Below are 20552 nucleotides of genomic sequence, written 5' to 3' on the forward strand. Positions count from 1 at the left end.
GCGCGCCGGACGGCAGCCGCCGCAGCCCTGTCACCGGCCCTGTCGCCGGCCCTGTCGCCGGCCGGGTCCGTCGGCGCGTGCAGCACTGGCCCCGGCTCAGCCGACCCGGGCCAGCCAGGCGTCCGGGTCGGTGGTCTCGGCGCGGGTCGGCAGCGTCTCCGGGGACGTCCAGACCCGGTTGAAGCCGTCGACGCCGAGGCGGTCGACGACCGCCGCGACGAAGGCGGCGCCGTGGACGTACTGGGCCAGCTTGACGTCCATGCCGAGCAGGGACCGCAGCAGCCGGTCGAGCGGGCCGCGACCGCGGCGCCGGCGCTCGCCGAACCGCGACCTGATCGCGGCGACGGACGGCACGACGGACGGTCCGACCGCGTCCATCACCCAGTCCGCGTGGCCCTCGAGCAGCGTCATCAGGCCCATCAGCCGGTCGAACACCGCCCGCTGCTCCGCGGTCTGCATGGTCTCGATCCAGGAGCGCCCCTCCCGGCGGGCGGACACCGCCCGGGCCGCGCGGCGCAGCATCTCCCCGGGGTCGATGTCGGAGACCTCGGCGTACTCGGCGACCAGGCCGCGGAAGTGGTCCCGCAGCCAGGGCACGGCGGTGAACTGCAGCCGGTGGGTGCTCTCGTGCAGGCAGACCCACATGCGGAAGTCCAGCGGGTCGGCGCGCAGCTCCCGCTCGACCTTGACGATGTTGGGTGCGACGAGCAGCAACCGGCCGGGCGACGGCGCGGCGTGCCGGCCGACGGGGCCGTCGGCGTCCACCAGGGGGTCGAACTGGCCGAGCACCCGCCCGGACAGAAAGGCCAGGACGGCACCCAGCTGGGTCCCGGCGAGCGCGCCGGCGCGGGCCGGAACCCGGCTGGCCTGCGCGGTCAGCCGGCGGACGACCGGCTCGGTGAGCAGCTCCATGCCCTCCGCGGTCGCCGCGATCCAGGCCGGACGGTCGACGACGACGGCGTCCGCGACCGGCAGCCCCTGCCCCAGCCGGGCGGTGTCGCGGACCACCAGCTCGGCCCGCGCGGACAGCGACCGCAGGTCCGCGACGGCCTGCCGGGCGTCGGCCGGGGTGACCGCCGGTCCGGTGGGCGCGAGACGCCGGCCGGCGCGGACGGCGGCCTCCCAGTCGATCACGGAGTCGGCCATCCGTCCACGGTAGAGGACCCTCCCGCGGACCCGGCCGGGCCTCAGCTGCAGCCGCAGCCGCGCAGTGCCGCGGCCACCGCGTCCTGCGCGAATCGGCCCTGGTCGCCGCCCACGCCGAGCGAGTTGAACGAGAACACCAGCATCCGGCCGTCCACGTCGGGGACGTAGCCGGTGAGGGCGTAGGTCACCCCCAGGGACCCGGTCTTGGCGCGCACCCAGCCGGCGCCGGCCTTGGAGGCGGCGCTGCGGAACCGGCCGCTGTCCGGGCCGAGCGTGCCGGAGACGCCGGCCACCGGCAGGCCGGCGAGCATGCCGCCGAGGGCGGGCACCCGGCCGGACACGGCGAGCGCCATCACGTCCGCCTCGAGCGAGGCGGACACCTGGTCGCCGGGCGACAGGCCGGAGGCGTCCTCCATGACCAGGCCGACGGTGTCCAGCTTGAGGTCCTCGAGCGCCTGCACCACGGCGGCCTCGACGCCCTCGAAGGTCGTCGGCGCCCCCCGCTTGAGGGCCACCGTCCGGCCGAGTGCCTCGGCCAGCACGTTGTCCGAGTTGAGCAGGGCCTGCGACAGCAGGATCGACACCGGCTGCGACTGCACCTTCGCCAGCACCGTCGCGTCCGGCGCCGCCTGGCTGCCGGTGACCACCGGCACGTCGGGGACGCCGAGCGCGCGGGCCAGCGCCTTGGCGGCGGTCTTCGCGGGGGCTCCGGTGCGCGGCGAGTCCTCGTCGGCCGGGTCGGTGCGGTCGCCGTCGACCATCAGGGGCTGCATCCGGGTGATGTAGCCCTGGCGGGCCGCCGCGGTGCCGGTGATGTCGTCGGTGAGCCAGCCGTCGGCGAGGTCGTCGTCGGACCAGTAGGTGGTGTCGGTGAGGATCCGGGTGACCTTGACCTTCTTGGCCTTGATCTGGGCGGCCAGGTCGGCCACCGTCGGCGCGCCGTCGTAGACGGTGCCGACGCCCTCTTGCCGCGCGGACAGCGTGACGTCGCCACCGCCCACCAGGACGACGTCCCCGGGACGGCTGCCGCTGACGACCGTGGTGGTCAGCCGGGTGTCCGGGCTCATCGACGTCAGGACGGCAGCCGCGGTGAGCAGCTTCAGCGTGGAGCCGGGGATGACCGGGGTGCCCTGGTCGCGCTTCCACAGCACCGTCCCGGTGGCGGCGTCCTCGACGATGCCGCTGAACTGTGCCAGCGCCCGGTTCGAGAGCGGACCGGCCAGCCGGGCGGCCACCTTGTCCGGTTGCGGGACGCGACCCGCGGTGGCCGACAGCGGCTTCACCGCGGCGGCCGCGGGCTGGACGGGCGGGTCCACGACGTCCGCGGACGACGACGTCGTCGTCGAGGTCGTCGGGCCGGCGCTGCCCTGGTCGGACCGCGGCCACCAGACGAAGCCGGCCATCACCGCGGCCGCGACCACCAGGACGGCGACCACGACGACCACCGCCGTCCGCGACGACCTGCCCCTGCGCACCCCTGGTCCTCCCACCGCACGTCGTCCTCGGGCGCCCACCGATGCCGGAGGACGCGGGCGCGCGACGCCGGGCCCTAGGTCGGCCCGAGGACCGGTCGCGTCCCGGTCCGGCGCGCTGCCCGCCCAGACTAGAGTCCGCCGGGTCGGGCCGGCGTGTGCTGCGAACCGCACTCACCGGGCGGGTTTTGCCGCTGACCGGCCGATACGATCGCCAGGCACCGCGGGTAACGGGCGTGCAGTGCGGAAAGGGTGCAGACCGTGGAGTTCGACGTCCTCATCGAGATCCCCAAGGGCAGCCGGAACAAGTACGAGGTCGACCACGAGACGGGTCGGATCCGCCTCGACCGGACCCTGTTCACCGCCACGCAGTACCCCGCGGACTACGGGTACATCGAGAACACCCTGGGCCAGGACGGCGACCCCTTGGACGCGCTGGTGCTGCTCACCGAGCCGACCTTCCCGGGGTGCCTGGTGCTGGCCCGCGCCATCGGCATGTTCCGGATGACGGACGAGAAGGGTCCCGACGACAAGGTGCTCTGCGTCGCGGCGAACGACCCGCGGCAGGCGCACCTGCAGGACATCGGCGACATGGCGATCTTCGAGCGGCTGGAGATCCAGCACTTCTTCGAGGTCTACAAGGACCTGGAGCCCGGCAAGAGCGTCGAGGGCGCGAACTGGGTGGGTCGCGGCGACGCCGAGACGGAGATCCGGATCTCGCTCAACCGCGAGAAGAAGCGGCTGGCGGCGCTGGACGCCGCGCGGGCCGACGGGGCGGCACCCGCCCACTGACCCGCGGGTCGGCGATCCGCCGGGATCACCACCGCGAGCCGCGCTGCGCCTCCCGCAGCCGGGGCCGCACGTCCAGCAGGTAGACCAGCGTGCCGACGACCGCCGCCAGCCACAGCAGCTGCTGCGGGCCGAACGGGCTGCCCGGGTTGAGCGCACCCAGGACCGCGACGACCGCGCTGGCGACGGTGATGCCGGCCCAGACGCCCTTGCTCTGCTTGTCGGCGGCCGTGTAGGCGTCGGGCCGGCGCGCCGACGCGTCCACCGCGGCGAACACGGCGGCCAGCGCCCCCGCGATGGCCAGCACCCAGGTGATGGCCGTGATGACCGGCACCACGAGGGACAGCGGGTTCTCCACGGTTCCACGATACGGGTGCCGGATGCGGACCCGGGCGGGCCCGACCGGCTCAGCCCGCCGTCGTCCCCCGCGGCTTCGGCGTGCGCCGCGGCGTGGTCGCCGGAGATGTGGCGCGGCGCGTCGCGGCCGCGCCGGTCGCCGTCCGGCCGGCGCGGGTTGCGCGGGCCCGGGCGGTGGCCTCGACCTCGGCGGCGGCGACCCGGGCGCGCGCCTTCGAGGCGCGCGCCGATTGCGCGGAGGTGGTCGGCGTCGTGGTGGCGGCGGCGATCGCCTCGGCGACGTCGTCGGCGGCCGGCACGGGCGGTGCGGACTCGGCGACCGGCGGCTCCGCGTCCGCGGCCGGGACGGTCCCGGACGCGGCCGGTGCGGCGGAGCCGCCGTCCACGACGGTGCCGGGGCGCAGGTCGCCGGCGCGGACGTCGTGCCAGGCGCGGTCGCCGCGCTTGGCGAGGTTGCCGTAGATGATGCCGGCCAGGTGCGTGTACGCCTCGACGGTCGACCGGACGCTCGTCCCGGACACCGCCTGGCCGAACTCGGCCAGCTTGGCGGGCAGCTCCCCGATCAGCTCCTGCGCCTTGCCCGGCGCCTCGGCGGCGAACTGCTCCACGGACTGGGCCACGTCCGCGGCGATGCGCTGGGCGCGGGCGGGCAGGTCGGCGGCCGCACGCTGGGCCCGACCGGGCAGGTCGGCCGCGGCGGCCCGGACGTCGCCGGCCTCGGGTGCGGACGGCAGGGTCTCCCGCAGCGACTCGCGCAGCTCGGCGAGCCGGCGGACGGCGATGTCACCGGCACCGATCGCGGCGAGCAGCGGGCGGGGCAGGTCGGGGAACCGGGCGGCGAGCTGGTCGACGGCGCTCTCGGACACCGAGCGCAGGTCGGTGAGCAGGGACATGACGGTCTCCCTTCCGGCGGCCTGGGCCGCCGCTGTGTCGCGGGACGGGTGGTGGTGCGGTCGGTGCGGGAGTGGCGGGCTGTGGCGGGCTGCGGTCCTGGGGGGTGCGGTCGGCAGGTTCGGTGCGGGGAGCCGGTGGGTCCCGCGGGTCAGCCGGCGGTGCCGGGTTGGCGGAGGGCGGTGTAGAGGTCGATCAGTGCGGACCGGTGCCGGCCGCTGAGCGCCGGGTCCGCCCGCAGCGCAGCGACGACGGCCCGGTGCGCGGTGTCGCCGGGCGCCGTGTCGACCGGGACGGTGCCGCCGGGCAGGGTGTCGCCCGGCACGGTGCCGGTCCCGGCCGTGTGGTCGGCGGCCGGCGGCGGGGTGGGCGGGTCCAGCACGCCGGCGCGGGCGAGCAGGGACTCGGCCGAGATCGACAGCCCGCGGGCGATCTGGGCCAGGATATCGGCGCTGGGCCGCCGCAGGCCGCGTTCCACCTGTGACAGGTAGGGGTTGGACACGCCCGCCCTGGCGGCCAGCGCCCGGAGCGAGATCTGCGCCTCGGTGCGTTGTTCCCGGATGAAGGCGCCGAGATCCTTCACCGGGGTGAGCACCTCGGTCAGGTCCATGCGACGTCCCCTCGGCCGGGCCGGCGGTCGATCCGCCGGTGCACGTCCTCCACGCTAGCAGGACTGCTTGCTCCTGCAAGCAAAACCGTGAGGGCGGTGTCGAGGCCCGCCGGACGACGCGGCTCAGCGGGCGGTGATCACCCGTTGCGCCTCGCGCTCGGCGCGGGTGTTGCGGACCAGCTGTCGCGAACCGGCGAGCTTGCCGGCGATGTGCTCGGCGACGGTCACCGGCGGGTAGAGCGGCTCCTCGCCCGGGGGGACGGTGCCGGGCAGCGCCGACACCACCGCGTCGATGTTGCCGTCGTGGAAGTACGCCGCCGACCGGCGGCGTTCGATGCGCCCGTCGACAACCGGCGGCTTCACCCGGTGCAGCGTCGACCGCCACACCTCGTTCGTCCACCGGGCGGTGAGGTCGCCCAGGTTCACCAGCAGCGCGCCCGGCTCGGGCAGCACGTCGTGCCAGCGCCCGTCGTCGTCGAGCACCTGCAGCCCGGCGACCCGGTCGGCCCAGAGCACGGTGACGATCCCGTAGTCGGTGTGCTCGCCCATCCCGGTCAGGTCGGCGTCGAGCTCGATGTCGCCCGGCGGCAGGGCGTAGTTGTTCATCCGCAGCACGTCCAGCGAGTGGTCGGTGAAGGCGTCGAACCATCCCGCGGGCAGGCCCAGCGCGTCGGCGAAGATCGTGGTCAGCACCCGCGCCACCCGGCCGGCCTCGGCGAACCAGGCCAGGGTGCGCGCGGCGAACGGGCCGGCGCCGTCGGGCCAGATGTTGTCGGCGTAGTCGCCGGCGGGCAGGTCCAGCCCGGGGTGGTCGGCGGCGGTGACGCCGATGTTGAAGGCCTCGAAGAAGTCGTTCATCCGGTTCGCCGCGGCGACGCCCAGGCTGAGGCTCAGCTGCTCGGACTTCGGTGCGGTGTACCCGCGGTTGATCCCCGGCGGCGCGATCCACTGCTTCTTGACCTCCAGGGGGAGGTCGAAGAAGTCGTCGATGGCGGCGGCGAGCCCCTCGGCGACGGTGGGATCGATGCCGTGGCCGGTGATCTGGATGAAGCCGACCGTCCGGCAGGCCCGGTCCACCGCCGCCGCGGTGCGGGCCCGCGCGGCCGGGGAGCCGTCCCCGACGTACGGCGAGATGTCGACCAGCGGCACCTGGAACCTCGGCCGCTCGGTGTCGGTGGTGGGCTGCACGGGTCACTCCTGGGGGTCGGGCCGCGGGGGCCGGTGGCGCGCCGACCCGGCGCGTCGTGCCGGGCCCGCGGCGCTGCGGCCGTCGTGGGCTGCACTGTGCCCGGTCCGGATCACCGGCGCGAACCGTCCCCGTGTCGGGCATGTGACGCCGCGGCGCCGGCGGGCTGTCGGGGCCCTGCCACGGCCGGGCTGCGCGGGTGGTCGTAGGACACCACGGCCAGGGCGTCGGCCTCCGGGTCCCGCTCCGCCAGGTACCGGGCGAACGCGGGGCGCCACCACTGCCGCTCCGGTGGCAGCGCCCTGGCCAGCGTCCCGTCGGACACCCGCAGCACGACGGTGACGTCCGGCCGCACGGCGCCGGCGGTCAGCAGTGGCCCGTGCAGCACGAGCACCTCGGTGGCGCCGGCCTGCCGGTACGGCTCGCGGACCGACCGGTCGGTGGCCGGGTCCCGCAGCCGGGCCAGGAAGCGGCCGCTGCCGTCGGCGGCCCACGGATCGAGCAACTCGCGACGCAGCGCGTCGTCGTCCACCCAGGCGGTGAGCAGGCTGTCGACGTCGGTACGGCCGTGCTCCAGGCGCAGCGCGGCCGCCCGCCACCACCAGCCGGTGGACACGACGGTGGCCGGCCGACCGGAGTCCTGGAACGCCTCCGCCAGCCGCTGTGCCAGATCGGCGGTGCCGACGGCGTCGTCGCCGTCCAGGCCCACCCGGACCCGGCCGCCCGGGGCCGCGTCGGCGACCCGGTCCGCCAGCAGGGCCGGCAGCGCGGCCGGGTCGACGGGACGGAACCTCACCGTCCCAGCCTGCCAGCCGGGCCCGTCCCGACCGCCGCGGGACCGGTCCCGCCCGGAACCGGTCCCGCCGCGGACGTCAGCGCACGCCGAGCAGGTGCTCCAGCGCCAGCCGCTGCAACCGGGCGTAGCCGTAGCCCTGGTTGCGGGCGGTCTCCAGGTCGTACTCCTCGAAGGAGGACCGGTCGGCGAGCAGGTCGTCGTAGCTCTCGCCCTCGCCCAGGGTCGGCTGGGCGAGGTCGGCGACCCGCGCCGCCTCGAGCGCCTCCTGCACCTCCGGGTCGGCCCGGAAGTTGCGGGAGCGGTCGCGCAGGGTGATGTACAGCTCCATGTTCGCCCGCGCCGACTCCCAGACGCCCTCGATGCTCTCGGTGCGCAGCGGCTTGTAGTCGAAGTGCCGGTCGCCGTCGTAGGTCGGCCCGCCGCCGGGGGCGCCGTTCTCCAGGAGGTCCACGGTCGAGAACGCCTGCAGCAGGTCGCCGTAGCCGAACACCAGGTCCTGGTCGTACCGCGGGCCCTTCTGCCCGTTCAGGTCGATGTGGAAGAGCTTGCCCTGCCACAACGCCTGCGCGATGCCGTGCGTGTAGTTCAGCGAGGCCATCTGCTCGTGGCCGGTCTCCGGGTTGATGCCGATCATGTCGGCGTGCTCGCACTGCTCGATGAACGCCAGCGCGTGGCCGATGGAGGGCAGCAGGATGTCGCCCCGCGGCTCGTTCGGCTTGGGCTCGATCGCGAACCGCATGCCGTAGCCCTTGTCGATCGAGTACTGGGCCAGCATGTCGATGCCCTCGCGGTAGCGGTCCAGCGCCGACCGGACGTCCTTGGCGAAGTCGACCTCGGAGCCCTCACGACCGCCCCAGAAGACGTAGATCTGCGCACCGAGCTCGGCGGCCAGGTCCATGTTGCGCATGACCTTGCGCAGCGCGTACCGGCGCACCGACCGGTCGTTGCTGGTGAAACCGCCGTCCTTGAACACCGGGTCGCCGAACAGGTTGGTGGTGACCATCGGCACCACCAGGCCGGTGTCGGCCAGCGCCTTGCGGAACTCGTCGATGATCCGCTCACGCTCGGCCGGCAAGCTGTCCGGCGGGATGAGGTCGTCGTCGTGGAAGGTGATGCCGTAGGCGCCCATCTCGGACAGCTTGTGCACGGCCTCGGTCGCGGCCAGCACCGGCCGGGTCGCCTCGCCGAACAGGTCGCGGGCCTGCCAGCCGACCGTCCAGAGCCCGAAGCTGAACTTGTCCTCGCGGGTGGGTTGTGGCGTCATCGTGTGTGCTCCCGAGTAGTGGTTGGTGTCCGGGCCGGCCACGGCCGGCGGCGGAAGCCCGGCAGGTCCTCCGGATCGTCCCAGTCAACAGACCCCTCCGCCGGCCGTCGACCGCGGGGTCGGCCGTTCACAGGAACAGCCGGGCCAGCGAGTAGATCACCAGGCCGGCGAGGGCGCCGACGACGGTGCCGTTGATCCGGATGAACTGCAGGTCGCGCCCCACCTGGAGCTCGATCTTGCGGCTGGTGGCCTCGCCATCCCAGCGGGCCACGGTCTCGTCGATGATCCCGGTGATGGCCCTGGCGTGGTTGCGGGCCAGGTACCCAGCGGCGTCGGCCACCCAGCGGTCGATCTTGCCGGCGGTCTCCGGGTCGTCCCGCAGCCGCTCGCCGAACGACATGAGCCCGCGCACGACGGTGCGGCGCAGCTCGGAGTCCGGGTCGGCGGCGGCGGCCAGCAGGGCCTCCTTGGCCGAGCCCCAGGCGCTGGCCGCCAGCGAGCGGACCTGCGCGTTGTCGACGATGCGTTCCTTGACGGCGTCCGCCCGGTCCATCGTCACCGGGTCGTGCTGCAGGTCCTCGGCGAACTCCAGCAGGAAGCGGTCCAGGGCCTGCCGGAGCTGGTGGTCCGGGTCCTCCTTGACCGCCAGGGCGAAGGCCTCCACCTCGCGGTAGAGGCGGTCGGCCAGCAGGTCGTCGACGAACCGCGGCGTCCAGGTCGGGGCCCGCTGCGTCACCACCCGGTTCACCAGGTCGTAGTTGTCCCGGATCCACGCGTGCACCCGGTCCACGACGAAGTCCACCAAGGGGTGGTGGTCGCCGCGGGCGAACACGTCCGACGCGATCCGGCCGAGCGGCGGGCCGACCCGGGTCTCGGCGATCCGGCGGCGGGCCAGGTCCTCCAGCAGCCCGGCCACGGTGTCGTCGGACAGCACGGTGGACAGCCCGCGCACCGCGCTGGCCAGCTCGGCGGCGATCCGCTCCGCCGCCTCCGGCCGGGCCAGAAAGGCCCCGGCCCGCGAGGCCACCGAGAACCGGGCCAGCTTGTCCCGGACCACCTGCTCGGACAGGAAGTTGGCCGCCACGAACTCCGACAGCGAGGCGCCGATGTCGTCCTTGCGGGTCGGGATGATCGCGGTGTGCGGGATCGGCAGCCCCATCGGCCGGCGGAACAGGGCGGTGACCGCGAACCAGTCGGCGAGCGCGCCGACCATGCCGGCCTCGGCGGCCGCGCGCACCCAGCCGGCCCAGGGGTGGTCCTTCTCCAGCAGCCAGGCCACCACGAAGACGACCGCCATCAGCACGAGCAGGGCGGTGGCGAAGGCCTTCATGCGGACGAGCCGGCGCCGCCGCTCGACGTCCGCAGGGGTGGGCGGCAGCGAGGCACTCCAGGCGGCGGTCACCGGGTCATTGTCGGGGTCGCCGCCGCCCGGCCGGCGCGGGCGCGGCACCCAGGGGTGCCTGCGGTTGGTAGGAAGGGCGCATGCACCTGGTCCCGAGGCTGCGACCGTTCACCACGACGATCTTCGCGGAGATGTCCGCGCTGGCCGTCGCCACCGGGGCGGTGAACCTGGGACAGGGCTTCCCGGACACCGACGGCCCGGCCGGGATGCTCGAGGCCGCGCGCGACGCGATCGCCGGCGGCGTGAACCAGTACCCGCCGGGGCCGGGCATGCCGGTGCTGCGCGAGGCCGTCGCCCGCGCCCGGCTGCGCGACCGGGGGCAGCGGTTCGACCCGGACACCGAGGTGCTGGTCACCGTCGGCGCCACCGAGGCCATCACCGCCGCGGTGCTGGCGCTGGTCGAGGCGGGCGACGAGGTGGTGATGCTGGAGCCCTACTACGACTCCTACCCGGCGGCGGTCGCGATGGCCGGGGCGCGCCACGTGTCCGTCCCGCTGCGTCCGGACGCCACGGGCCGCTGGTCGCTGGACCCGGACCGGCTGGCGGCCGCGATCACCCCGGCCACCCGGCTGCTGCTGCTGAACAGCCCGCACAACCCGACCGGCACCGTGCTGACCCGCGAGGAGCTGTCGGCGATCGCCGAGCTCGCCGTCCGGCACGACCTGGTGGTGGTCACCGACGAGGTGTACGAGTACCTGACCTACGACGACGCCGTGCACGTCCCGATCGGCTCGCTGCCCGGCATGGCCGGGCGCACGCTCACCGTGTCCAGCGCCGGCAAGACGTTCAACGCCACCGGCTGGAAGATCGGCTGGGTGTGCGGGCCGGCGGAGCTGGTCGCCGCGGTGCGGGCCGCCAAGCAGTTCCTGACCTTCGTCGGCGGCGCTCCGTTCCAGCCGGCCGTCGCGCACGCCCTCGAGCACGAGATGGGCTGGGTCGACGGGCTGCGCAAGGACCTGCAGGACAAGCGGGACCGGCTGTGCGAGGGGCTGGCCGCCGCCGGTTTCGGGGTGCAGCGCCCGCAGGGCACGTACTTCGTCCCGACCGACATCCGCCCGCTGACGCCGCCGGGCACGGAGGCCGACGGGCTGCGCTTCTGCCTCGAGCTGCCCGGCCGCGCGGGGGTGGTGGCCGTGCCGCAGCAGGTGTTCCACGACGATCCCGCCGCCGGCCGGCCCTACGTCCGGTGGGCGTTCTGCAAGCGCGACGAGGTGATCGACGAGGCGGTGCGCCGGCTCGCGGGCTGAACCGGCGGGCCCGACCGGTTCGCCCGGTGGTCCCGCGGCCGGGGCCGGCGCGGTGGCACGGCCGTGGGCCGGCGCGGTGGCGCTGCCCGGCCCGTCGGCGACGGTGCGAGGATCGCCGGCATGACCGCTCCCCAGCCGACCGACGTCGCCGCCGTGCACGCGCAGGCACCGGTGTTCGACGGGCACAACGACGTCGCGTGGGCGCTCCGCAAGCAGGTCCGCTACGACCTCGACCGGCGCGACCTGGCGGTCGACCAGCCGTCCCTGCACACCGACATCCCGCGACTGCGGCGCGGCGGGGTCGGCGCGCAGTTCTTCTCCGTCTACGTGCCCGGCACCCTGCCGCCCGGCGACGCCGTCGTGGCAACCCTCGAGCAGATCGACTGCGTGGCGGCCGTCGTCGCCCGGTATCCGGACACGTTCCGCGCCTGCCGCACGGCCGCCGACGTCCGCGCCGCGATGGCCGACCGCCGCATCGCCGCCCTGATGGGCGCGGAGGGCGGTCACAGCATCGCCGGGTCGCTGGCCGTGCTGCGCACGCTGCACCGGCTCGGCGTCGGCTACCTGACGCTCACCCACAACCAGAACGTGCCGTGGGCGGATGCGGCCACCGACGTGCCGGCCGCCGGCGGTCTCACCGCGTTCGGGCGCGAGGTCGTCGCCGAGATGAACCGGCTCGGCATGCTCGTCGATCTCTCGCACGTCGCCGAGAGCACGATGAACGACGCGCTCGACGCGTCGCGGGCGCCGGTGATCTTCTCCCACTCCTCCTGCCGGGCACTCGCCGGCCACGTCCGGGACGTGCCGGACGCGGTCCTCGGCCGGCTGCCCGGCAACGGCGGCGTGGTGATGCTGACCTTCGTCCCGCAGTTCGTCTCCCGCGAGTGCGCCCGGTACGACGCCGAGCTCGAGGCCGTCCGGGAGCGGCTGGACCTGCGCACCGTGGGCGGGTACACCGCGGACGCCGGGGAGGAGCCGACGGCCGAGGCGGCGGACCCCGCGGCCGCGGCGGCGAGGGTCGCGGCGACGGCCGAGCTGGAGCGGTGGCAGCGCGAGCACCCCGCGCCGGTGGCGACGCTGGCCCAGGTCGCCGACCACGTCGAGCACGCCCGGGAGGTCGCCGGCGTGGACCACCTGGGCCTGGGCGGCGACTACGACGGCGTCGACCGGCTGCCCCAGGGGCTGGCCGACGTCTCCTGCTACCCGGCGCTGCTCACCGAGCTGGCCACCCGCGGCTGGTCGGCCGCCGACCTGAGGGCGTTGACCAGCGGCAACATCCTGCGGGTGATGGCCGACGCCGAGGCGGTCGCCGCGTCGCTGTAGGTACACAGCGACGACACAGGCTCTCGGCAGCGTGCGCACGGCCCGCGGGACCACGGTGGGGCCATGACCGTCGCCGTGACCGCCGCCAGCGGGCCCGTCCTCGCCCACCGGCACGCGCGGCGGGACGGCGCGGCGCTCGGCGCACCGGTCCGGCGACCCGCGACCACGCTGCCGCCCGCGTGGCGGGCACTGGCCGGCCAGGCGGCACGGTTCGCCGCCGTCGGCACGGCCGGCACCGTCCTGCAGCTCGTGCTGTACCTGGCCCTGGAGCGGCCGGTCGGCAGCACCGTCGCCGCGGTGCTGTCGTGGTGCGCGGCGACCGTGGTGACCAACGCCGTCCACCGGGCCGTGACCTTCGGGGTGCACGACACCGCCCGGCGGACCGGCGACCAGGTCGTCGCGGCGGGTACCTGCCTGGTCGGGCTGGTGCTGACCACCGTCGCGCTGGACCTGTCACCGGTCACCGGCGTGGCAGCAGCCGCGGCGGTGCTGGCGGTCAACGCCGGCGTCGGCGCCGGGCGGTTCGCCGTGCTGCGCTGGTGGTGGGGGCACCGGACCGGGCACTGACCGGCAGCCCCGCGGATCCGTGGACGTCCGCGAGCCGCGCAGGTGGCGGCACCGGGTTGCGGCACCGGGTTGCGGCGCCGGGTTGCGGCGCCAGGCCGGGATCGTGACCCGGTCGTGACGGCCGTGCCGTCGCTGCCTGTTGCCACCGACGGGGGCCAGGAGTATGACTGGCGTCACACGGGCGGGGTGGCCCACGCCGACGGCAATGCCGCCGGTTGGTGTCGGTCCTCCGCCCGTGAGCCGAAGGTCGGGGTACCGGACGGTCGGCGTGCGGTGGTCCCGATCGGGCCCCCGCCCGCTCCCCCGGGTGACGCCGGATGTGGGTCCGGCCCGCGACGTTCGGCGCGGTGCGCGGACGTGCACGCCGCCAGGGACAGCGTCCCGCGGCGTCCCGGCCCGGTGTCGACCGGGCCGTCCCGCGGGCCGGGCGTGCGGACGCTCCGCCGCGCCCCCCGCCGGGGCCGCCGCCGCTCGGGCCCCGGCCGGCCGCCTGCCGGCCGGGGCCCCATGACCCCAGCGCCCCGGATGCGGTGCTGTGCCGTGGCCCGGGCGTCCTGCCACAGCGAGCCGCAGCGCTCGTGGCCTGCCGGCGCACCGCACCCGGCCGGGCACGCCGTGCCGGCCGACGGCGTCCCGCCCGGGCGCCGGTCGTGAGCCCGTCCCGGTGCGCGTCCAACAGCCGGCGGAGCCGGGGAACGCAGGGCAGCCCGGCGCCGTCCGATAGGCCGACGGACCGACGCGCCAGCAGGTAGCGTCCCTTTTCCCCCGGAATGGCCGGCTCGCCGACCGGGCGCAGGATCGAGAGGATGACCCGTGTCCCCCACCCTCGGGCGCGTGCTGCGCAGCGTGGTCGCCGTGGCCGCCGCCGGCGCGCTGCTGGCCGGTTGCACCACCGCCGTCTCCGGACAGGCGGCCAAGATCGGAACGGCCACCGTGCCGTCGCAGCCGGTCGACGTCGGGCCGAGCGGGCCCAAGAACGACGTGGCACCGGCGACCGTCGCCGTCACCGCGGACGGTCACACGAAGTGGGACACGCAGGCGAAGAACACCATCGCCGACCTGTACGTCTTCTACGGCGAAGTCTTCCCCGAGAGCTTCAAGGAGCGGTTCACGCCGGCCAAGGAACTCAAGTCCTACGACTCCAACGACCCCAAGGCCACCGTCTGCGGCCGCTCGCTCTACCACTCGGTCAACGCGTCGTACAACCCCGGCTGCGACACCATCGTCTGGGACCGCGGCGTCCTGCTCCCGCGGATGGGCAAGGACGTCGGGGACCTCGGCGCGCCGACGATCCTCGCCCACGAGATGGGCCACCTGGTCCAGGCCCGCCTCGACGAGGACATGAGCGACTCGGATGACGTGATCATGCTCGAGCAGCAGGCGGACTGCTACGCCGGCGCGTACTGGCGCTGGGTCGCCGACGGCCATTCCACCTACTACGACCTCAACCGCACCTCCGGGGTCAAGGAGGTGCTGGCCGCGATGATGTCCACCGGCGACCCGGTCGGCCTGTCCCCGAAGGCCGCCCAGGCCCACGGCAGCGGCTTCGACCGCAGCTTCGCCTTCTCCCTCGGCTTCACCAACGGCGCAGTCCGGTGCAGCAAGATCGACCAGGCCGAGGTGGACGCGCGCATCAAGGAGACGGGCTTCACCGTGAAGCCTCAGAACTACGGCAACGTCAAGATCACCGACGGGTTCCTGCAGCAGATCGTCGCGGTCACCAACAGCTACTTCGCGGGCAAGGTCCCCGGGTACAAGGCGCCGACGCTCGCGCCCTACACCGGCGGCGCGCCGCCGGCCTGCGCCAGCAACGCCATGTCGACGCCGGTCGGCTTCTGCGCCGCCACCAACACGGTGGCGTACAACCTCGCCGAGCTGCAGCGGATCGGCACCCCGACGGCGGGCTGGAACTCCAGGAACGGCGACATGTCGGCGGTGATCCTGCTGGTCAGCCGCTACGCGCTGGCCGCGGCAGCGGCCACCGGCGCCCCCACCACCGGGGACCAGGCCGGCCTGCGGGCGCTCTGCTACGCCGGGTCGTGGGCGAACTGGATGCGCACGCCGCAGGGCACCGGCGACCGGAAGCTCACGCTGTCGCCGAACGACCTGGACAAGGCCGTGTACGAGGTCATGGCCTCGTCGCTGCCCGCCGCCGACGCCTCGGGCGGCACCTCCACCGGCGCCATCGACCAGGTGCAGGCGCTGTACGTCGGCGTGGTGCTGGGCCTGCAGCGGTGCACCGACTTCTACGCCGGCTGAGCCGGTCCGGTGGCTCGCGACGAGCCGCGCGGTGCACCCGGCCCGGGTGTGCTGCCGGTCAGCCGACGGACGGCGCGGCCGCCGCCGGCGCCGGCGGCAGCACGATGTCCAGGCCGGCGGCGCCGGCGGTGACCGCCACCAGCAGGTCGAACAGCCGGTCGCGGGCGCCGTCCAGGTGCTCCATCTGGTTGAAGACGTCGGAGGCCAGGATCCCCAGCAGCGACGTGTACAGCGAGATCGAGCGGACGGGCAGGTCGGCGAACGGTTCCTGCGGTACTCCGCTCGAGGCGAACCGCTGCATGTCGAAGACGCCCGCGATGTCGTAGGCGCCCGCCGCCGGTGGCCGGATGGCCCCGGCCGCGCGGCCGGCGTGGATGATCCGGCCCATCGTGGGCCAGATACCGGTGACCCGGAAGTGGCCGGGGCGGGCAGGGTCCTCCGGGGCGGCCGTGGTGCACAGCAGACCGAACAGGTGCGGGTGCGCCCTCGCCCAGTCGCGCAGGGCTCGGGCCACCGCCAGCCAGCGTTCGGCCGCGTCCCCGCCCTCCACCGCGCACGCCCGGTCCGCCGCCTCGGCGACGTCCCGGACCTCGTCGTTGACGTCCGACGACAGCAGGGCCAGCAGGGCGTCCCGGTTGGCCACGTGGCGGTACACCGTCGAGTTCGCCCAGCCGAGTCCCTTCGCCACCGCGCGCAGCGACAGCTCGACGACGCCGTCCGCCTCCAGCGCCGCGCGGGCGGCGCCCAGCAACCGTCCCAGCGCCTCGTCCCGACGGCCGGTCCGCCCCCGCCCCTGAGCCATCCTGACCTCCCCCCTGGTCGTGCGCACATGTGACCAGTCAACGACCGGCCTGCGCAAGACGGCCCGCGGGGGCGGTTTGCGCCGGGGGCATCCGTGGCCGGATCCCAGGACGTGGCCGGTGCAATGCTGGCGCGGTGACCCGGGACGGTGCTGCCCGCCCTCGCTCCGGCCGGCGCGGCGCCGTCGCCGCGGTACTGGTGACCGCGGTCCTCGCCACCGCCGGGTGCTCGGCGGCGCCGGACGCCTCCGGAACGCCGGACCGGTCCGCACCAGCCGGCACGGGTGCCGTCGCCCCGCGGTCCGCCGGCGCGGCGAGTGCGGTCGCAGCGTCGTCCTTGTCGCCGTCCGCAGCGTCGTCCGGCGGGGTGCGGGCCGGGCCGTCGCCGGCGACACCCGCGACGTCGCCCCTGTCGGGGCGGGCCGCACGCAGCCCCCTGTCGGCGCCGGATCCGCCCGTCCCGACAGGCGCCACCGGGGCGGTGCCGACGGTCGGTGCCCGGCCCTCGACGCCGACCGCTCCGTCGCCCGTGCCGGAGGTCCGCAGGAGACCTTTCGCCGGCAGCACGACCGCGAGCACGACGACCGCCCGCAGCACGACGGCCAGCACCACGACGGCAACAGTCCCGCCGGACCTGCCGCCCTATCGCTGGCGGGCCACCGGCATCGACGCCGCGCTGGCCGGCCGGATGCGGACCAGCTGGCACACCGGCTGTCCGGTGCCGCTCGACGAGCTGCGCTACCTGCGTCTGTCCTACGTGGGTTTCGACGGCCGGGCGCACCAGGGCGAGCTGGTGGTCGACCGCGCCGTGGTGGACGACGTCGTCACGGCCTTCGGCCGGCTGTACCGGCAGGGCTTCCCGATCAGGTCCCTGCGGCTGGTGGACGACTTCGGCGGCAGCGACGACGCGTCGATGGCCGCGGACAACACCTCGGCGTTCAACTGCCGGCGGACCACGTCCGGCGCCCGCTGATCCGAGCACTCCTACGGGCGCGCGGTCGACATCGACCCGGTCGAGAACCCCTACGTCAGCGGCGACCAGGTGCTGCCGCCGGGCGGTACCGCGTTCGCCGGCCGACCCGCGGCCCCGGGAGTCCTGCACGCCGGCGACGCGGCGGTCCGGGCGTGGACGTCGCTCGGCTGGACCTGGGGCGGATCGTGGACCGACCCGCGGGACACCCAGCACTTCTCCGCCGACGGCGGCTGACCTGTTCGCGCGACTGTGGCAGCCGAGCGGCGTCGGCCCCGAGTGGCGTCAGGGCACCCGCAGCCGCCACCGGGCCGGCGCCCAGCGGTAGAGCGACCGGTAGACGCCGGTCCCGGCCAGCACCCCGAGGCCGATCGCCAGCACCGTGCCGGCAAAGGCGGCCAGGCCGACGTTCGGCGAGAGGTCGGCGCCGGCGCTCTGCGTGAGCCCGATCAGTCCCGCGGCGCCGGGGGCCAGCACCCAGAACGCGGGCAGGAACGTCACGGTGGCCGGCGGCGCGCCCGGCAGGACCTGCACCACGGACGACGTCGTGGTCAGCAGCATGGCACCGAGGAAACCGCCGAACAGCGCGCCGAGTGCCTCGTTGCCCAGCACCTGCCCGGCGTAGCCGACGTAGAGCACCGCGATCAGGTACGGCAGGCAGCGCGGCGGGCCGCAGAAGTAGAAGTAGTTCCCGACGGCGAACAGCAGCACCGCCACCCACGGCGACCAGGCGCCGATGGGGCTCTGCGCGACGATCAGCGCCTGCAGCGAGTCCAGCCCGACGGCGGCGTACCCGGCGACGATGCCGAACGCCAGCAGCGCGAACTGCAGCAGCCCCGACATCATCCGGCTCGCGCCGGCGATCATGTCCCCGGCCGCGAGCTCGATGATCGCGACGGCCAGCGTCGACCCGGGCAGCAGCGAGATCAACGCGGGCACCAGCATCACCAGCGGGTTCTGCCCCCACCCGTGGGCCGCCGCGAAGAAGACCACCACCGACACGGCGAACGCTGAGGTCACCGGCAGCAGCACCGCGCTGATGGTGCCGGCCCTGGTCAGCAGCTTCAGGCCGCCGACCGCGGTGCCCAGCAGCAGCGCCACCGCCAGCTCGCCGAGCGAGGTGTGCAGCAGCACGGCGATGGCCGCGGCGCTGAGCCCGTGGCCGGTCATCCGCACCCACCACGGGAACCGCGGCGGGCGCCGCTCGAGCCGCTCCAGCTCCGCCAGGGCGTCCTCGACCCCGATCTCGGCACGACTGGCCCGGTCGACCAGGCCGAGCAGCGCCGCGGTGCGGTCGAAGCGGGCTTCCCCGGCGACGGACGAGCCCAGCGCGATCCTGGTCTCGTCCTGCCCGGGCACGGCGACGATGAGCGCGTTCGGGAAGACCAGGAGCTCGGCCGACGGGGCGCCCAGCGACACGGCCACCCGGGTGAGCGTCCGGACGACGTCCGACACCGGCAGGCCGCTGCCCACCAGGGACGCGCCCAGCGCCACCAGCAGCTGCTGCAGCCGGGCCGACGGCTCGTCGACCCGGGGCACCGGGTCCAGCGACCGGGGCGCCGGCAACCGCGGCAGCACCGCGAGCCGGCGGACGGCCCGCCGGGACCGGGCCGGCGACGCCCGGCCGCGCGCCCCCGGCTGCCCCTGCCCGCTCCCCCGGCGCTCCGGCCGTCGCGGCGTGCTCACGGCGACGCCGGGTCGGCGCGACGGCCGGCGCAGGTCGGGGCCGTCACGGTCAGCGCAGGCCGGGGACGATGTCGTCCAGGTCGTACCGCACCGGCGTCTCGAGCTGCTCGTAGGTGCAGGACGCCGGCTCGCGGTCGGGGCGCCACCGGACGAACTGCGCGGTGTGCCGGAACCGGCTGCCCTCCATGTGGTCGTACCGGACCTCGAGCACCCGTTCCGGGCGCAGCGGGACGAAGGACAGGTCCTTGCCGTTGTTCCACCGGGAGAACTCCGAGTTGCGCGGGGTGCGTCCGCCGTCGGCGCGGATCTGCTCGGCCATCGACCAGTTCCACGGGTGGTCCTCGAACGTGGTGACCAGCGGCTGCAGCTCGGTGAACAGCGCCCGCCGCTGCGCCATCGGCAGCGCGCCGACGACGCCGACGGACGCCAGGTCACCTGAGGCGTCGTACAAGCCGAGCATCAGCGACCCGACGGCGTCCGGCCCGGACTTGTGCACCCGGTAGCCGCCGACCACGCAGTCCGCGGTGCGCTCGTGCTTGATCTTGAACATGGCCCGCTTGTCCGGCTGGTACGGCGCCGACAGCGGCTTGGCGACGACCCCGTCCAGGCCCGCGCCCTCGAACTCGGAGAACCAGCGTTCGGCGACGGCGCGGTCGCCGGTGGCCGGGGTGACGTGCACCGGCGGCCGCGCGCCGCCCAGCGCCTCCAGCAGCGCGGCGCGGCGCTCGCCGAACGGCCGGTCCATCAGGTCGGTGTCGCCGACGGCCAGCAGGTCGAAGGCGATAAAGGAGGCCGGCGTCTTCTCGGCGAGCATCCGGACCCGGGAGTCGGCGGGATGGATGCGCTGCTGCAGGGCCTCGAAGTCCAGGCCGTCGGCGGTGGCGATGACGATCTCGCCGTCGACGACGCACCGCGGCGGCAGCTGGGACCGGAAGGCCTGCACCAGCTCCGGGAAGTACCGCGTCATCGGCCGCTCGTTGCGGCTGCCGATCTCCACCTCGTCGCCGTCGCGGAAGACGATCGACCGGAAGCCGTCCCACTTGGGTTCGAACAGCCCGCCGCCGCCCAGCTGCGCGTCGGTGGGCAGGCCGGGCACGGACTTGGCCAGCATCGGCGCGACGGGCGGCAGGACCGGCAGCTGCATGGGTGCATTGTGGGGGCCCGCACCGACAGCGGGCGAGGGGCGTGCCGGGCCGGCCGGTCACCGCACCCGGTAGTGGAGCCGGACGACGCCGCCGGCGAACCGGTGCTCGTCCCGCAGCTCAAGGTCCAGGCGCCGGCCGGCGGGCAGGGCGGGCAGGCGGCCGCCGAGGACGATCGGCCAGACCCACAGGACGATCTCGTCGACGAGCCCGGCGTCCAGTGCCTGGGCGGCCAGGGTGGGGCCGCCGACCAGCAGGTCGCGGTCGGCCCGCGCCTTGAGGTCGCGGACGGCGCCGGCATCGAACCGGCGTTCCAGGCGGGTCCTCGCGGTGACCGGGGCGGCGAGCGACGACGAGTGGACGATCTTGTCGGCGGCCTGCCAGGCCGCGGCGTACCGGGCGAAGGCCTCGGAGCGGCCCGCGAGCGCCGGATCGGTCTCCCAGACGGCCAGCGCCTCGTACATCCGGCGGCCGTAGAGATAGGTGCCGACCGAGGCCATGAAACCGGAGATGTCGGCGAAGACGTCCGGGTCCGGGGGCGCCCAGTCCAGGGCCCCGGCGGCATCCTGGGTCCAGCCGTCGAGCGACATGTTCGACGCGTAGATCAGCGTGGCCATGGGCGACCTCCCGGTGGGCGCGGTCCCG

Annotated in this window: 19 protein-coding genes and 1 pseudogene; 7 read left to right on the forward strand and 13 right to left on the reverse strand. The window is 75.1% G+C overall.

Annotation, left to right across the window (positions count from 1 at the left end):
* Positions 1-96: 96 nt before the first annotated feature.
* Complete coding sequence (locus IEY37_RS12650; RefSeq protein ID WP_188941965.1) at positions 97-1146, reverse strand: Rv3626c family coenzyme F420 biosynthesis-associated protein; 1050 nt, start codon at positions 1144-1146, stop codon at positions 97-99.
* 41 nt (positions 1147-1187) lie between these two features.
* Positions 1188-2621, reverse strand: a complete 1434-nt coding sequence (gene dacB, locus IEY37_RS12655) for a D-alanyl-D-alanine carboxypeptidase/D-alanyl-D-alanine endopeptidase (RefSeq protein WP_188941967.1) — start codon at positions 2619-2621, stop codon at positions 1188-1190.
* A gap of 258 nt (positions 2622-2879) precedes the next feature.
* Here dacB and IEY37_RS12660 point away from each other — a divergent pair, with 258 nt between their 5' ends.
* Complete coding sequence (locus tag IEY37_RS12660; protein WP_188941969.1) at positions 2880-3410, forward strand: inorganic diphosphatase; 531 nt, start codon at positions 2880-2882, stop codon at positions 3408-3410.
* Positions 3411-3435: 25 nt separating this feature from the next.
* Here the strand turns inward: IEY37_RS12660 and IEY37_RS12665 are convergent, their stop codons facing one another.
* The 7 genes from IEY37_RS12665 to IEY37_RS12695 form a co-directional block, all read right to left on the reverse strand.
* Positions 3436-3765 (reverse strand): DUF2516 family protein, encoded by a 330-nt coding sequence (locus tag IEY37_RS12665; RefSeq protein ID WP_229674363.1) that lies wholly within the window; start codon positions 3763-3765, stop codon positions 3436-3438.
* Positions 3766-3814: 49 nt separating this feature from the next.
* Complete coding sequence (locus IEY37_RS12670; RefSeq protein WP_188941971.1) at positions 3815-4657, reverse strand: hypothetical protein; 843 nt, start codon at positions 4655-4657, stop codon at positions 3815-3817.
* 149 nt (positions 4658-4806) lie between these two features.
* A complete protein-coding gene (locus tag IEY37_RS22670; protein ID WP_188941973.1) occupies positions 4807-5265 on the reverse strand; it encodes a helix-turn-helix domain-containing protein in 459 nt (152 codons plus the stop codon).
* 123 nt (positions 5266-5388) lie between these two features.
* Positions 5389-6453, reverse strand: coding sequence for an isopenicillin N synthase family dioxygenase (locus tag IEY37_RS12680; protein WP_188941975.1), 1065 nt, complete (start codon positions 6451-6453; stop codon positions 5389-5391).
* Between the two features lie 110 nt (positions 6454-6563).
* Positions 6564-7247, reverse strand: a complete 684-nt coding sequence (locus IEY37_RS12685; RefSeq protein WP_188941977.1) for a nucleoside/nucleotide kinase family protein — start codon at positions 7245-7247, stop codon at positions 6564-6566.
* Positions 7248-7323: 76 nt separating this feature from the next.
* Positions 7324-8511: a xylose isomerase gene (gene xylA / locus IEY37_RS12690; RefSeq protein WP_188941979.1), complete on the reverse strand. Its 1188-nt coding sequence runs from the start codon at positions 8509-8511 to the stop codon at positions 7324-7326.
* Positions 8512-8638: 127 nt separating this feature from the next.
* Positions 8639-9913: a DUF445 domain-containing protein gene (locus IEY37_RS12695; protein WP_229674364.1), complete on the reverse strand. Its 1275-nt coding sequence runs from the start codon at positions 9911-9913 to the stop codon at positions 8639-8641.
* Positions 9914-9993: 80 nt separating this feature from the next.
* Here IEY37_RS12695 and IEY37_RS12700 point away from each other — a divergent pair, with 80 nt between their 5' ends.
* The 4 genes from IEY37_RS12700 to IEY37_RS12715 all read left to right on the forward strand — a co-directional run bounded on the left by IEY37_RS12700 (position 9994) and on the right by IEY37_RS12715 (position 15309).
* Positions 9994-11160, forward strand: a complete 1167-nt coding sequence (locus IEY37_RS12700) for a pyridoxal phosphate-dependent aminotransferase (RefSeq protein WP_188941981.1) — start codon at positions 9994-9996, stop codon at positions 11158-11160.
* 120 nt (positions 11161-11280) lie between these two features.
* Positions 11281-12483, forward strand: a complete 1203-nt coding sequence (locus IEY37_RS12705; protein WP_188941983.1) for a dipeptidase — start codon at positions 11281-11283, stop codon at positions 12481-12483.
* Between the two features lie 63 nt (positions 12484-12546).
* On the forward strand, positions 12547-13050 hold the full coding sequence (locus IEY37_RS12710) for a GtrA family protein (RefSeq protein WP_188941985.1): 504 nt from the start codon (positions 12547-12549) through the stop codon (positions 13048-13050).
* Between the two features lie 813 nt (positions 13051-13863).
* Positions 13864-15309 (forward strand): neutral zinc metallopeptidase, encoded by a 1446-nt coding sequence (locus IEY37_RS12715; RefSeq protein WP_188941987.1) that lies wholly within the window; start codon positions 13864-13866, stop codon positions 15307-15309.
* Positions 15310-15367: 58 nt separating this feature from the next.
* On the opposite strand, the gene IEY37_RS12720 is transcribed toward IEY37_RS12715, so the two are convergent.
* Positions 15368-16111 carry a TetR/AcrR family transcriptional regulator gene (locus IEY37_RS12720; RefSeq protein ID WP_188941989.1) on the reverse strand — a complete coding sequence of 248 codons (744 nt, stop codon included), beginning with the start codon at positions 16109-16111 and terminating at the stop codon, positions 15368-15370.
* A gap of 527 nt (positions 16112-16638) precedes the next feature.
* Between IEY37_RS12720 and IEY37_RS12725 the strand changes: the two genes are divergently transcribed.
* Complete coding sequence (locus IEY37_RS12725; protein WP_188941991.1) at positions 16639-17082, forward strand: hypothetical protein; 444 nt, start codon at positions 16639-16641, stop codon at positions 17080-17082.
* Positions 17083-17094: 12 nt separating this feature from the next.
* Positions 17095-17316: pseudogene (locus IEY37_RS12730) on the forward strand (M15 family metallopeptidase); the annotation flags it as partial.
* A 48-nt stretch (positions 17317-17364) separates the two neighbouring features.
* Here the strand turns inward: IEY37_RS12730 and IEY37_RS12735 are convergent.
* Genes IEY37_RS12735 through IEY37_RS12745 form a run of 3 tightly spaced genes read right to left on the reverse strand, consistent with a single transcriptional unit; the run spans position 17365 to position 20524 of the window.
* Entirely contained in the window at positions 17365-18765 is a 1401-nt protein-coding gene (locus IEY37_RS12735; RefSeq protein ID WP_188941993.1) for a threonine/serine exporter family protein, read from the reverse strand.
* A 49-nt stretch (positions 18766-18814) separates the two neighbouring features.
* Positions 18815-19909 (reverse strand): ATP-dependent DNA ligase, encoded by a 1095-nt coding sequence (locus IEY37_RS12740; RefSeq protein ID WP_188941995.1) that lies wholly within the window; start codon positions 19907-19909, stop codon positions 18815-18817.
* 57 nt (positions 19910-19966) lie between these two features.
* On the reverse strand, positions 19967-20524 hold the full coding sequence (locus IEY37_RS12745) for a dihydrofolate reductase family protein (RefSeq protein ID WP_188941997.1): 558 nt from the start codon (positions 20522-20524) through the stop codon (positions 19967-19969).
* Between the last annotated feature and the right edge of the window lie 28 nt (positions 20525-20552).

It is taken from the genome of Nakamurella endophytica (assembly GCF_014646215.1).
GTDB lineage: Bacteria > Actinomycetota > Actinomycetes > Mycobacteriales > Nakamurellaceae > Nakamurella > Nakamurella endophytica.